Raw genomic sequence first — 12545 nt, forward strand, 5'->3', positions numbered from 1 at the left:
GCGTCGACCTCCTGGTCAAGCTGATCTCCCACCAGCTCGGCGCGGCCGATCCCGAGATCGACAAGACCGTGCAGACCGTCGACCGCAAGCTCGACGAGCGCGTCATCGCGGGCGGTTTCGGCGCCGACTGAGGCGCGGCGACGATCGGGCCGGGCCGGATGTGACATCGCGCACGGAAGGCGCCGGCCTCCACAGGTAGGTTCACGTCGGGCCAGCGCTCCTGGCCTTGGAACCGGTCGGCATGGTGGGAGAGGGAGCTTTGCTCGCCCGCCGTGCCGGCCGGTTCTCGTTCAGGGCGCCCCCGAGGCGGGCTTGGCCCGCCGGTTGCGGAGACGGGGTCAGCTGGGCAGCCACCGTGCCGGAATGGAGCGGCAGGCGGGCGCCCGAGCAGGAGTGCCGACAGTGGCCATGCCCGCCCCCCTCCCCCCGTCGTCCCAGATCGAGACTCTTCCGGCCGCGCTGGTCCGCGCCCGCGCCGTCGCCGACGCGAACCGGCTCCGGGCGCTCGCCCGCGTGGCGCTCCGCGACGGTGCGCCGATGCCGGAGCTGAGAGCCTTCAACGCCCGGGCGGCCGCCCGCCGCGTCCTCGCCCACGCGCGCATCCTCATGGAGCGCGAGGCCGCCGAAACGGCGCGGCCCGAGCCGACGGCCCTGGCCGAGCTCGCGGCCTGATCCGGGCCGGCAAGCCTGCGCGGCCGACTTCCCGCGCCCTACTCCATGTGCTGCGTCACCGCGATGGTGAAGGTCTGCCCCTTGGCCGAGGAGCCGGCGACCGCCTCGACGCGGACCGTGTCGGTCACGCCCCAGTCCGGCCCCGCCCGGTAGAACAGCCCCAGGGCCGGAAGCTTCCGGTCCGGGCAGGTCCTGGACTCGGCTTTCAGGTTGAGCGCGACGAGCCTCACGGTGAGCGTCCCGCGCGACGGGGGCGTCGCGATCCGCAGGTCCGGTGCGGGCAGGCCCGAGCATTCCGCGTTGACGTTGGCGTAGACGCCGAGCTGCACCTCCTGGCCCGCCGCGGCCTTCAGCGAGCGGTCGTCCCCGCCGGGGCCGGGCTCGGCCAGCGCGGGCTGCGCGGCGAGAAGGGCGGCCGCCAGCGCGCCCGCGCGGATGGTGTGCTGCATCGCTTGCGCCTCCCGACGCGTCTGCCAGACGACGGCGGATCGCCGCGGATGTTCCCCGGATCCTCAGCGCGGGGCCGCCCGTGCGGCGGCCGCGCAGCTATGATCGAGCAGCTTCTCGGCGTGGCTGCCCGGGGACCGGTTGGCCAGCACGTAGAAGCCCGGTTCGGGGTCCTGCGGCGACGTCGCGACCGCCGCGAGGCTGGTGGCACGCAGGTTCGTCCGATGTCCCGGCAGGCGCGTCAGGGCCGCGAAGGGGTTGAACTCGGCCGCCTCGGCCGCGGGGACGCGCATCGCGAGGAAGCGGCTGCCCTGGAGCGCGACCGGCAGGGGCGCCCAGCGGGCGGTCACGCCGGCGCCGTAGCGCTGCAGGACGGCGCGCACGCCCGGCTTGAGGCAGTCGAGATGGATGTGCAGCTGGTCCTGGCTGCGGCCGCCAGCCGAGTTCACGGCGAGCCCCACCCCCTCGATCGGCAAGCGGCTCCCGAGCGCCTCGATCACGGAGCGTCGCGCCGCGAGGGCGGCGCGCCAGTAGGCGGCGCCGTCGGCCTGCTGCAGCACGGGCGCTTCGAGGCCGACCACGTCGGCGGTCGGCATGACGACGGTGTGGGTCGGCTGCCCCGGCGCCCGCAGCACGGCCGTGCCGGGCCGCCCCGCATTGCCGAGGTCGACGGCGAGGCACGGGAAGGTCTGCCCGAGGGTCCGCTTCGCGAGGATGCAGCCCTGCAGGGCCGTCCAGAGGATGCCGCGGGACGGGTCCGGGACCGCGTGCGCCGGCCTTGCACACAGCGCTGCGCCGAGCGCCAGGGCGCAGGCGAGGCGGAGCCTCCTCATCGGGCTCCGCGGCCGGGCGTCCGGGTGGCCCCGGCCCGGATCGGGGCGCGCGGGCGCCTCACTCGTCACCGGGTTGGCTGACCATCAGGACGGTCGCCTGCAGCCGCTGCCGGTCGAGCGGCCCGGCGACGGCCTGCCGGGGCGGGGGCGCCGCGCGGTGGGGCGAGGTCGGGGATTCGAGCCGCGCGCTGCGCAGGGCGCGGTCGAGCTGGGCCCGGGTCGAGGTGTCGACCAGGAGCGTGAGGCCGCCGATGACGAGGGCGGACATGCAGGCGGTGGAGAGGAGGGTCGAGATGCTGGGCACGGCTGAGATCCTGTCGACCCAACCTACCCCTCGGCGCCGCTCGCCGATGCAGCCGGCCGGACACAGGGACCGGGCGGCACGCGGTTGCCAACAGATTGTGATGCGGAGGCCGATCCGGGCTCAGCCCCGAAGCGGCTCGGTCAGCGGCGCTGGACGACCGGGAGGATTGGAGCGGGTGAAGGGAATCGAACCCTCGTATTCAGCTTGGAAGGCTGCTGCTCTACCATTGAGCTACACCCGCGCGAGGGGCCGGATAGCACGGCCGTCCGGCCTTGAGAAGGCGGCCCGCCCTCGTTCGCGACCGATCGCTTCACCCGCGCGGGCTCGCCTGCGCAGTTGTGATGGGACGAGGCGATGGGAAGTGCTTGGTGGGGGAAGTAGGACTCGAACCTACGAAGCTTACGCAGCGGATTTACAGTCCGCCCCCTTTGCCGCTCGGGACATTCCCCCAAACTGCGGGCCCTGAAGGCCGCGTGCGGCCCTTATGATGAGGGCTCCGGCGGGTGTCAACCGGCTTGCGGTCCGCGCGCCGGTCCTCAACCGCACGGGGCGAGATCGCAGATCCGCACCTGCGTCCGCTCGGCGCCGCGCCAGCGGTCGCAGGCGAGTGTCCCGGCCACGTGGAACTCGCGCCCGACGCCGTTGAGGAGGGCCTGCCCGAGCGGTCCCTGCGCTGCGCGGAACGAGATGGCGCCGATGGCCTGCCCGTCGCGGCTGCGCAGGCGCGCGCGCACGTGCCCGTTGCCGACGAGGCCGGCATCGACGATCCGATGGCGCGGCAGGGCGAAGACGGGCTCCGGCGCGCCGGAGCCGAAGGGGCCGGCCTGCGCGATCAGCCGTACGGTCTCGGCGGTGGCGCCGCCCGCGCTGAGCGTACCGTCGAGGAGGAGCGCCTCCGCCGCGCGGGCGCTCCGCACGGGTGCGCCGAGCGCCTCGGCGAGATGCGCCTGGAAGCGGGCGAGGTCGGCCGCCGCGATGGTGGCGCCCGCCGCCATGGCGTGGCCGCCGCCCTTCCGGGCGAGGCCGGCCGCGACGCCGTGGCGGACGGCTTGCCCGAGATCGACGCCGGGGATCGAGCGGCCGGACCCCACCGCGGTGCCGTCCGGGCGGAGCGCGAAGGCGAAGGCGGGGCGGCCGAAGCGTTCCTTGAGGCGCGCCGCGATCAGCCCGACGACGCCCGGGTGCCACTCGGGCGAGCCCGCGACCAGAACCGTTCGGTCCGGATCGAGGCCGAGCTCCCGGTCCATCTCGGCCTCGGCCGCCGCCACCGCCTCGGCCTCGATCACCTGCCGCTCGCGGTTCAGACGGTCGAGCTCGGCCGCGATGCGGGCGGCCTCCGCGGGGTCCTGCGTGCCGAGGAGCTTCGCCCCGAGCGAGGCGTCGCCGATCCGCCCGCCCGCGTTGATCCTCGGCCCGATCAGGTAGCCGAGGTGCCAGGCCTGCGGCGGCTCGTCGAGGGAGGCGGCGTCGCACAGGGCGGCGAGGCCGCGGCGCCCGCGCCCGCGCATCACCGTGAGGCCCTGCACCACGAAGGCGCGGTTGAGGCCGACGAGGGGCACCACGTCGGCGACCGTGGCGAGGGCCACGAGGTCGAGGGCGTCGGCGAGGCTCGGCTCCGGCCGCCCCTGGAAGAAGCCCTCCCGCCGCAGGGCCCGGTTCAGGGCCACCAGCGTGAGGAAGACGATCCCCGCCGCGCAGAGATGGCCGAGGCCCGAAAGGTCGTCGAGGCGGTTCGGGTTCACCACGGCGCGGGCCGGCGGCAGCGTCTCGGCGGCGGCGTGGTGGTCGAGCACGATCACGTCGAGGCCGATCTCCCGCGCCACCTCCAGGGGATCGTGCCCGCTCGTGCCGCAATCGACCGTGACGAGGAGGGTGGCGCCGTCCGCGGCGAGCGCCCGCACCGCCTCGGCGTTCGGGCCGTAGCCCTCCGTGATGCGGTCCGGGATGTGGATGCGGGTCGGCACGCCGAGGGCGCGCAGGTGGCCGGCGAGCAGGGCGGCGCTCGCGGCCCCGTCCACGTCGTAGTCGCCGAAGATCGCCACGGTCTCGCCGAGGCGCACGGCGCGGGCGAGGCGCTCCGCCGCCGCCTCCATGTCGAGCAGGCAGTCGGGGTCGGGCATCAGGTCCCGCAGGCGGGGCTTCAGGTAGCCCTCGGCCTCCCCCGGCAGCACCCCGCGGCCCGCGAGCACGCGGGCGAGCAGGTCCGGCAGGCCGTGCGCCTGGGTCATGGTGAGGGCGTGCCCCTGCGCGGCGGCCGCGCCGCAGCGCTCTCGCCAGACCCGCCCGAGGAGCGAGGCGGTGACGTCGAGGAGGGCGCGCGGTTCGGGCATGGCGATGGCGGCGGACACGGGGCGGGATCATAACCGCAACCGGCGCCCGATGCTGCCGCACCGATGCGACAGGGCGCTCCCCGAATGCGTGCCCGTCCCCTACCCTGCCGGATCGGCGTCAATGCGCACCCGCAGGATCGCGTAGGGCGGCTGCTGCAGGTCGCGGCCTCCGTTGTATTCCGGGCGCCGGTTCACCTGCGCGGCCGAGACGTAGAGCCAGCGGTCCGGCGTGATCCAGAACGTGTCGGCCCAGATCAGGCGCTCATCCGAGGCGATCACCTCGATCCGCCCGTCCGGATGGCGGCGGCCGACCGCGTTCTGCTCCTGCAGGGTGAGGTAGACGCGGTCCTGCGAATCGGTGGTGAGGCCGCCGGTCATGCCCTTCTCGCCGAGGTCCTCGACGCCGGCCGCCACCTCGGCGTCCGTGGCGTCCGGATCGAGCAGGGAGGCCGTGTCGACCGCGTAGAGGCGCCGCCCGATCAGCGGCGCGTAGTAGAGCCGCCGCCCGTCCGGGCTGAGGGCGATGCCGTTGGCGCCGCCCTGCACGGGCTTCTCCGGGCCGCCCTCAAGGCGCAGCACGACGGGGCGATGCTCGACGAACTTGACGAGATTCTTCTGCGACTTCGTGCTGGCGTGGCCCTGCAGGCGCCGGACCACCCGGCCGCTGTCCAGGTCGACCGCGAGGATCGCCCCCTCCTCGCCCTGGCCCTGGTCGGTGACGTAGGCCAGCGCCCGGCCCTCGCGGATGTCGACCCGCAGGTCGTTGAGCGAGGAGGAGGGCGTGACGCCCGCCTCGAGAGGCACCACCCGGCGGATCCGGTTCTCGGCGAGGTCGACCTGGACGAGCTTCGCGCCGCCGGGCACGGGCGGCCCCTTGCCCTCCGGCAGGCCGGCGTCGAGGAGCCAGAGGGTGTCGTCGCGGTCGATGACGCCGTTCGGTACGTGCAGGAGGCTCGCCTGCGGGCTCTTCGGGTCCGGCCGGTTCATCGCCTCGCTCGGGTAGGGCCGCACCGTGCCGTCCGGCGCCACCTCGCCGACCGTGATCGGCACCGTCGCGTCGAAGCGGGGCATCATCACGAAGACGCGGCCCGTGCGCGAGATGGCGAGCCCGGTCGGCGTCGAGGGGGCGTTCGCGAGGAGCGCCAGCTCCATCGGGCCGGCCGGCCGGCTCGTCGCGCTCCGCGCCCCGGCGGGCGGCGTGGCTTCGGCCGTCGGCGCCGCCTCGGCGTGGCGCGTCAGGCCGAGGGCGGCGGCGGCCGTCAGGCCATGCGCGATCAGGTGGCGGCGGTCGAGCGCCATGCGGTCTCCTCCGGATTTTCGTGCGTCAGCGGCCTGCGACCCGTAGGTCGAGGGCGTGGATGGATCCCCCCGCCGAGACGAACAGGCGCCGTCCTTCCGGGCCGCCGAAGGCGACGTTGGCGGCGGCGCGCGGCGTGGCGATGCGCCCGAGCCAGGTGCCGTCCGGGTCGAACACGCGCACGCCGTCCTCGCAGGCGGCGTAGAGGCGGCCGGCCCGGTCGACGGCGAGCCCGTCCGGCGCGCCGGAATCGAGCTCGGCGAAGCGGCGCGGGGGCCCGAGCCGGTGATCGGGCCCGACCGGGAGGGCGAGGATCGCGCGGGCGCCCTCCGGCTGGAGCGCGGCGCCCGCGTCGCTGAGATAGAAGGTGCGCCCGTCCGGCGCGAAGGCGAGGCCGTTCGGCTGGTCGGCCGCGTCCGTCATCGCCTCGACGCGGCCGGGCTCGCTCACGCGGTAGACCCGCCGCGCGCCCTGCGCGGGCTCGGCCATCACGCCCTCGTCGGGCTGGCGGATGCCGAAGACCGGGTCGGTGAACCAGATCGCGCCGTCCGGCCCCAGCACGGCGTCGTTCGGTGCGTTGAGCGGCCGGCCCGCGAAGCTGTCGGCCAGCACGGTCAGTCCGCCGTCCGGCTCCCGGCGCACGACCCGCCGGCCCCGGTGCTCGCAGGTGACGAGGCACCCCGCGCCGTCGAGCGCGTTGCCGTTGGCGTTGTTCGAGGGGTCGCGGAAGGTCCGCGCCCGGCCGTCCGGCCCGAGCACGCTGATGCGGTTCGCCTTCACGTCGCTGAAGACGAGGCCGCCGAGCTGCGGCGCCGGGCACAGGCCCTCGCACCAGCGCCCGCCCGAATAGATCGTCTCGGGCCGGGCCGCCGGGTCGATCACGTCGGCGAAGCGCGGGTCGAGGCCGCGCACCGCCGGGGCGGCCGCGGCCTCCCTCGGCATCGCGAGGGCCAGGGCGCCGGCGGCGAGGACGTCCCGTCGTCTGAAGGAGGGCATCGGGCTTCCGCGGAAGGTTCGTCCCCGCGAAGGGATCGTTCCTGCCAACGCGGCCCGGCGCGCGATGATCCTCCGACGCTCCGGGGCGAGGCTCCCCCGAAACGCGGACGGGGCGGGCGCTGTCCGCGCTCGCCCCGCCGGAGCCTCCCGCCCTGAGCGGACGGTCAGAGGTTCTTCAGGATCGAGTCGACCACCTTCTTGGCGTCGCCGAACAGCATCATGGTGTTGTCGCGGAAGAAGACTTCGTTCTCGACGCCCGCGTAGCCCGAGCCCATGCCGCGCTTGATGAACAGCACGGTCTTGGCGCGCTCCACGTCGAGGATCGGCATGCCGTAGATCGGCGAGGTCTTGTCGGTCTTGGCGGCCGGGTTCGTGACGTCGTTGGCGCCGATCACGAAGGCCACGTCCGCCTGCGGGAACTCGCCGTTGATGTCCTCGAGCTCGAACACCTCGTCGTAGGGCACGTTCGCCTCGGCGAGCAGGACGTTCATGTGGCCCGGCATGCGGCCCGCCACCGGGTGGATGGCGTACTTGACGTCGACGCCCTCCTTCTTGAGCAGGTCGGCCATCTCGCGGAGCGAGTGCTGCGCCTGAGCGACCGCCATGCCGTAGCCGGGGACGATGATCACCTTCTCGGCGTTCTTCATGATGTAGGCCGCGTCGTCGGCCGAGCCCTGCTTGACGGGGCGCGTCTCGACCTGGCCCCCGCCGGCCGCGACGGTGTCGCCGCCGAAGCCGCCGAGGATGACCGAGATGAACGAGCGGTTCATCGCGTGGCACATGATGTAGGACAGGATTGCGCCCGAGGAGCCGACGAGCGAGCCCGTGATGATGAGCGCGAGGTTGCCCAGCGTGAAGCCGATGCCGGCCGCCGCCCAGCCCGAGTAGGAGTTCAGCATCGAGACGACGACGGGCATGTCGGCGCCGCCGATCGGGATGATGATCAGGCCGCCGAGCACCAGCGACAGGATCACGATCAGCCAGAACACCGCCTTGCTGCCGGTGCCGATGAACACGGCGAGCAGCGCCACGAGGGCGATGGCGAGCGCGATGTTGATGGCGTGGCGCTGGGGCAGGATGATCGGCTTGCCGGACATCCGCCCGTCGAGCTTGGCGAAGGCGATGACCGAGCCCGTGAAGGTGATGGCGCCGATGGCCACGCCCAGGCCCATCTCGAACAGGGACTGGCCGTGGATGTGGCCGCCCTCGACGATGCCGAAGGCCTGGGGCGCGTAGAGGGCGCCGGCCGCCACGAACACCGCCGCAAGGCCGACCAGCGAGTGGAAGGCGGCGACGAGCTGCGGCATCGCCGTCATCGGCACGCGCTTGGCGATCACCGCGCCCGCGCCGCCGCCGATGCCGAGGCCGAGGAGCACGAGGATCCAGGCGCCGAAGCCCGCCGGCGGATGGCCGACCAGGGTGGTGAGGATGGCGAGCGCCATGCCGACCATGCCGTACAGGTTGCCCTGGCGGGAGGTGGTCGGGTGCGAGAGGCCCCGCAGCGCCATGATGAACAGGACGCCGGAGACGATGTACAGAAGGGATGAGACGTTCTCGGACATCGCCTCAGGCCTTCTTCTTGTACATGCCGAGCATGCGCTGGGTGACGAGGAAGCCGCCGAAGATGTTCACGCTGGCCAGGATGATGGCGAAGAACCCGAAGAACCGGGCCCAGCCTGTGCCGTGCTCGATCAGCGGCACGCCGGCGGCGAGGATCGCGCCGACGATGATCACGGAGGAGATCGCGTTGGTGACCGACATCAGCGGCGTGTGCAGAGCCGGGGTGACGGACCAGACCACGTAGTAGCCCACGAAGATCGCGAGCACGAAGATGGCGAGGCGGAACACGGTGGGGTCCACCGCGCCGTGGGTCATGGCGGCGGCGCCGTGGCCGAGGCCGTCGGCGATGGAGGCGGCCTGGTCGGCGGCGCGGCGGGCGGCCTCGGCGGCGGCGCGCGCGGTGTCCGCGAGCACGCGGGTCTGATCGACCGCCTGGTCGGGGGGAAGGTTGGCCATCGGGAGTGTCTCCGGCGGGATCAGGCTGCTTTGGGCTGGAAGGAGGCGTGCACCACCTCGCCGTCGCGGGTGAGGTTCGTCGCCTTGACGAGCTCGTCGTCCCACTTGATCGCGAGCGCCTTCGCCTCCTTGTCGATCAGGGTCTCGACGAAGGCGAAGAGGTTGCGCGCGTAGAGGCTCGACGCGGTGGCGGCGAGGCGCCCCGCCACGTTGGTGTGGCCGACGATCTTCACGCCCTTCTCGGTGGTGACGATCTCGCCCGCCTTGGCGCCCGCCACGTTGCCCCCGCGCTCCACCGCGAGGTCGACGAGGACGGAGCCCGGCTTCATCGAGGCCACCATCTCCTCGGAGACGAGCTTCGGCGCCGGGCGGCCCGGGATGAGGGCCGTGGTGATCACGATGTCCTGCTTGGCGATGTGGCCCTTGACCAACTCGGCCTGCTTCTGCTGGTACTCGGCCGACATCTCCTTGGCGTAGCCGCCCGCGGTCTCGGCCTGCTTGAACTCCTCGTCCTCCACCGCCACGAACTTGGCGCCGAGGGACTCGACCTGCTCCTTGGTGGCGGGCCGCACGTCGGTCGCCGTCACGACCGCGCCGAGGCGGCGGGCGGTGGCGATGGCCTGAAGGCCCGCCACGCCCACGCCCATCACGAAGACGCGTGCGGCCGGCACGGTGCCCGCGGCCGTCATCATCATCGGCATGGAGCGGCCGTACTCGGCGGCGCCGTCGACCACCGCGCGGTAGCCGGCGAGGTTCGCCTGGGAGGAGAGCACGTCCATCACCTGCGCGCGGGTGATGCGGGGCATCAGCTCCATGGCGAAGCCGGTCACGCCGGCGTCGGCCATGGCCTTCAGCTCGGCCTCGCGGCCGTAGGGGTCCATGATGGCGACCACGGCGGCGCCCTTCTTGAGGAGCGGCAGCTCCTCGGCGGCGGGGCGGCGGACCTTCAGGACGAGGTCGGCGTCCCGCGCGGTCTCCTCGGCGCCCTGCGCCACGGTGGCGCCGGCCGCCTCGTACTCGGCGTCCGGAACGCCGGCCTTGAGGCCGGCGCCCGCCTGGACGACGACCTCGGCGCCGAGGCCGACGAACTTCTTCACCGTCTCGGGCACCGCCGCGACGCGCGGTTCCGCGGGATCCGCCTCCGACAGCACAGCGATGCGCATTCAAGAATTCCCTTCGATTGACCGCCTCTCGATGCGCGATTCGTCGCCGCGAGACGAGGCGGGTGACCCGGTTAGTCTGATGACAATGCGAATAGTGTAACCGTCGGCCTGACCTGCAGCGCCTGAAACGTCCTCAGGCGAAGGCGAGGTACAGGGCGAGCAGGGCGCCGACCACGAAGGGGGCCTTCCAGCCGATGCTCGGCGCCAGGGCGCCGACCGCGCCGGCCACGCTCGACAGGACCACGCCGAGGATCGCCGTCATCCACGCCTCGCGGATGCCGCCGACGGCGAGCGCCAGTACCCAGCAGATCACGACGCCGGTGGCGATCTCAACGAACCGAACGAATCCCCGATACGTCTGCTCGTGCGTCTTCTCATCCATCGCGGGGCTGTACCGAACCCCGGACAAAGTCTTCGTATCGGCCATCGTGCGCTCGTCCCTTGACGTGTCTTGCTTTGGTCCCGAGCGGATTTAGCGCAAGGTCAAACGTGCCGCAATCGGCATGCGCCGCTGCCTCATCTCTGCGGCGCAGTTTCTGGTATACCAGGGAAAATGTCCAGTCCCGTCCGCGCCTTCGGGCGTGGAAAATGTCCGGGACCAGCGGTGCGGGCGGCTCTCCGCGCGAGCCCCGCCCGAGCCTCAGTCGGGCTTCGGCAGGCCCGCGGCGGCGAGCGCCTCCCCCTGCCGTCCGGCGAGGGCATCGAGCGAGAAGTGCTCGATCTCCGCCTCGAACAGGCGGTGGTAGTTCAGCTCCGAGCGCAGGTGCAGGAACACGGCCCCGAGACCCACCGCGGCACGGTCCATGAAGACGAATTCCTGCGGCACCGTCACGGGCCCGCGCTCCTTCAGGGCCTGATGCACCTCGAAGGCCTGGCGGCGCCCGTACTCGCCGGGCTTGACCCCGTCCGCTACGGTGCGGGTGCGGTCCTCCAGAAGTGGGCCGTAGATGAAGCGCGCCCATATATTGAGGATGTCGATCAACTCTCGGTTGAGGTTCTTGAAGCCCCAGACCTCGTAGGCGTGGACGATGCGCGGCTCGTCGCCGGTGAGCAGGCCCCGGTAGAGATCGACCACGCCGCCGACGAAGCGCGGGTGGAAGATGCGCACGCAGCCGTAGTCGAGAAGGTTGATGCCCTGCGCCTCGCCCCCCTCCGAGAACACGGTGTAATTGCCGAGATGCGGGTCGCCGTGGATCACGGCGGCGCGGCTGAACGGGTGCCACCACGCCTTGAACATCGCCTGCGCGATGCGGTTGCGGATCTCGACCGGGCTGTCGGCGAAGTTGAGGATCCGCTCGCCGTCGAGCCAGCCGAGGGTGAGGAGGCGGCGCGTCGAGAGGTCCGTGTGGACCGCCGGCACGCGCACGGCGTCGATGTCCCGCAGGACGCCGCCGTAGAGGACGGCGTGCCGGGCCTCGCGGGCGTAGTCCAGCTCCTCGCGCACCCGGGCACCGATCTCCTTGGCGATCTCGCGGGTATCGAGCCAGGAGTTCATGCGCCGGTGGAGCGCGAAGGCGACTTCGAGCTGCTTGAGGTCGGCTTCAACTGCAGATTGCATATCCGGGTACTGGAGCTTGCAGGCGAGCGCGGCGCCGTCCTTCGAGGTCGCCCGGTGCACCTGCCCGAGGGAGGCGGCGGCGGCGGGCTTCAGGTCGAAGCTGCCGAACCGGCCCTGCCAGTCGGGGCCGAGCTCGGCCATCATCCGGCGCTTGACGAAGGCGGCGCCCATCGGCGGCGCGTCGGCCTGCAGCTTCTGCAGCTCGGCCGCGTACTCGGGTGGCAGGAGGTCCGGCACCGTGGCCAGGAGCTGCGCCACCTTCATGATGGGTCCCTTCAGGCCACCGAGGGCCTGGGCGAGGGCCGCGGCGTTCGTGGTCCCCTCCCTGCCGAACAGGCGTGCGCCCGCCATGCGCGCGGCGACGCCGCCCACGTTGGCGCCGACGCGGGCGTAGCGGCTCGCGCGGGCGGAGAAGCGGTTGGCTTCACGGTCGGTCTCGGCCATCGGGCTCTTCTGAACGGTCGTCGGGGGATCAGACCGGGAGATAAGCCGATCCGCACCCGCTGCCAGGGCGGTGGGGCGGCGCGCCGCGGCCTTCCCGGCCCGCCTCAGGCCGCCGGCCAGTTGTCCCGGATCCAGCGGGTGAGGCCGGATTCGTCGGCCTCGCCCGCGGCGAGACCCCGGATCATGACTACCGCCTCAGCTTCATCCGCGACGAAGTCTACGTCGTTGAAACCGAGAAAGGTCACCAGCGCGAGAAGGGCTGCCCGCTTGTTGCCGTCGACGAATGGATGCTTTTTGGCGATCTCGAAGGCCTAGGCCGCGCGATTGACCGGGCGGCCGAGAGCCGATTCGAGAGCGCCTACATCGCGGAGGCCCGGCGGGCCGCCGAACAATTTGAGTTGATGCGCGTGAATCGCCTGAACCGGATCGCTCGTCAGCCAGACGACCTCGCTCGTTTGGCGAGTTCGGACAGGGCGTTCCGGTAT

At 72.7% G+C, this 12545-nt stretch carries 12 protein-coding genes, 2 tRNA genes and 1 pseudogene; 1 reads left to right on the plus strand and 14 read right to left on the minus strand.

Features of this window, described 5'->3' with window-relative positions; translation table 11 throughout:
• Window positions 1-408: 408 nt before the first annotated feature.
• Window positions 409-672, plus strand: a complete 264-nt coding sequence (locus MOX02_RS19185; protein ID WP_174804947.1) for a hypothetical protein — start codon at window positions 409-411, stop codon at window positions 670-672.
• 38 nt (window positions 673-710) lie between these two features.
• Here MOX02_RS19185 and MOX02_RS19190 read toward each other — a convergent pair whose 3' ends face one another.
• From MOX02_RS19190 to MOX02_RS19255, 14 genes and pseudogenes are all read right to left on the minus strand, one after another.
• Window positions 711-1121, minus strand: coding sequence for a hypothetical protein (locus MOX02_RS19190; protein ID WP_147027405.1), 411 nt, complete (start codon window positions 1119-1121; stop codon window positions 711-713).
• A gap of 63 nt (window positions 1122-1184) precedes the next feature.
• Window positions 1185-1952 carry a CDP-diacylglycerol diphosphatase gene (locus MOX02_RS19195; protein ID WP_147027406.1) on the minus strand — a complete coding sequence of 256 codons (768 nt, stop codon included), beginning with the start codon at window positions 1950-1952 and terminating at the stop codon, window positions 1185-1187.
• Window positions 1953-2010: 58 nt separating this feature from the next.
• On the minus strand, window positions 2011-2256 hold the full coding sequence (locus MOX02_RS19200) for a hypothetical protein (RefSeq protein WP_147027407.1): 246 nt from the start codon (window positions 2254-2256) through the stop codon (window positions 2011-2013).
• A gap of 167 nt (window positions 2257-2423) precedes the next feature.
• Window positions 2424-2497: transfer RNA gene (locus MOX02_RS19205), tRNA-Gly, on the minus strand.
• A 125-nt stretch (window positions 2498-2622) separates the two neighbouring features.
• Window positions 2623-2706 (minus strand) — tRNA-Tyr (locus MOX02_RS19210).
• Between the two features lie 86 nt (window positions 2707-2792).
• Window positions 2793-4586: a single-stranded-DNA-specific exonuclease RecJ gene (gene recJ / locus MOX02_RS19215; RefSeq protein ID WP_147027456.1), complete on the minus strand. Its 1794-nt coding sequence runs from the start codon at window positions 4584-4586 to the stop codon at window positions 2793-2795.
• Window positions 4587-4685: 99 nt separating this feature from the next.
• Window positions 4686-5885, minus strand: a complete 1200-nt coding sequence (locus MOX02_RS19220; RefSeq protein ID WP_147027408.1) for an SMP-30/gluconolactonase/LRE family protein — start codon at window positions 5883-5885, stop codon at window positions 4686-4688.
• Window positions 5886-5910: 25 nt separating this feature from the next.
• Entirely contained in the window at window positions 5911-6879 is a 969-nt protein-coding gene (locus tag MOX02_RS19225; protein ID WP_174804948.1) for an SMP-30/gluconolactonase/LRE family protein, read from the minus strand.
• Window positions 6880-7043: 164 nt separating this feature from the next.
• Window positions 7044-8441: an NAD(P)(+) transhydrogenase (Re/Si-specific) subunit beta gene (locus tag MOX02_RS19230; RefSeq protein ID WP_147027409.1), complete on the minus strand. Its 1398-nt coding sequence runs from the start codon at window positions 8439-8441 to the stop codon at window positions 7044-7046.
• Between the two features lie 4 nt (window positions 8442-8445).
• Window positions 8446-8895, minus strand: coding sequence for a proton-translocating transhydrogenase family protein (locus tag MOX02_RS19235; RefSeq protein WP_147027410.1), 450 nt, complete (start codon window positions 8893-8895; stop codon window positions 8446-8448).
• A 20-nt stretch (window positions 8896-8915) separates the two neighbouring features.
• The gene (locus MOX02_RS19240) at window positions 8916-10058 is read right to left on the minus strand and encodes a Re/Si-specific NAD(P)(+) transhydrogenase subunit alpha (protein ID WP_147027411.1); all 1143 of its coding nucleotides are present in this window, start codon (window positions 10056-10058) and stop codon (window positions 8916-8918) included.
• Between the two features lie 133 nt (window positions 10059-10191).
• Window positions 10192-10485: an aa3-type cytochrome c oxidase subunit IV gene (locus MOX02_RS19245; RefSeq protein ID WP_147027412.1), complete on the minus strand. Its 294-nt coding sequence runs from the start codon at window positions 10483-10485 to the stop codon at window positions 10192-10194.
• 213 nt (window positions 10486-10698) lie between these two features.
• The gene (locus MOX02_RS19250; protein WP_147027413.1) at window positions 10699-12060 is read right to left on the minus strand and encodes an ABC1 kinase family protein; all 1362 of its coding nucleotides are present in this window, start codon (window positions 12058-12060) and stop codon (window positions 10699-10701) included.
• A gap of 104 nt (window positions 12061-12164) precedes the next feature.
• A pseudogene (locus tag MOX02_RS19255) lies at window positions 12165-12545 on the minus strand (type II toxin-antitoxin system death-on-curing family toxin).

This window comes from Methylobacterium oxalidis, assembly GCF_007992195.1.
Classification (GTDB): Bacteria; Pseudomonadota; Alphaproteobacteria; order Rhizobiales; family Beijerinckiaceae; genus Methylobacterium; species Methylobacterium oxalidis.

What these genes read in the sequence shown, in the direction of transcription:
- MOX02_RS19185 (WP_174804947.1), top strand. Translation starts at nt 409, where the DNA reads ATGCCCGCCCCCCTCCCCCCGTCGTCCCAGATCGAGACTCTTCCGGCC.
- MOX02_RS19190 (WP_147027405.1), bottom strand. Translation starts at nt 1,121, where the DNA reads ATGCAGCACACCATCCGCGCGGGCGCGCTGGCGGCCGCCCTTCTCGCC.
- MOX02_RS19195 (WP_147027406.1), bottom strand. Translation starts at nt 1,952, where the DNA reads ATGAGGAGGCTCCGCCTCGCCTGCGCCCTGGCGCTCGGCGCAGCGCTG.
- recJ (WP_147027456.1), bottom strand. Translation starts at nt 4,586, where the DNA reads ATGCCCGAACCGCGCGCCCTCCTCGACGTCACCGCCTCGCTCCTCGGG.
- MOX02_RS19220 (WP_147027408.1), bottom strand. Translation starts at nt 5,885, where the DNA reads ATGGCGCTCGACCGCCGCCACCTGATCGCGCATGGCCTGACGGCCGCC.
- MOX02_RS19225 (WP_174804948.1), bottom strand. Translation starts at nt 6,879, where the DNA reads ATGCCCTCCTTCAGACGACGGGACGTCCTCGCCGCCGGCGCCCTGGCC.
- MOX02_RS19230 (WP_147027409.1), bottom strand. Translation starts at nt 8,441, where the DNA reads ATGTCCGAGAACGTCTCATCCCTTCTGTACATCGTCTCCGGCGTCCTG.
- MOX02_RS19235 (WP_147027410.1), bottom strand. Translation starts at nt 8,895, where the DNA reads ATGGCCAACCTTCCCCCCGACCAGGCGGTCGATCAGACCCGCGTGCTC.
- MOX02_RS19240 (WP_147027411.1), bottom strand. Translation starts at nt 10,058, where the DNA reads ATGCGCATCGCTGTGCTGTCGGAGGCGGATCCCGCGGAACCGCGCGTC.
- MOX02_RS19245 (WP_147027412.1), bottom strand. Translation starts at nt 10,485, where the DNA reads ATGGCCGATACGAAGACTTTGTCCGGGGTTCGGTACAGCCCCGCGATG.
- MOX02_RS19250 (WP_147027413.1), bottom strand. Translation starts at nt 12,060, where the DNA reads ATGGCCGAGACCGACCGTGAAGCCAACCGCTTCTCCGCCCGCGCGAGC.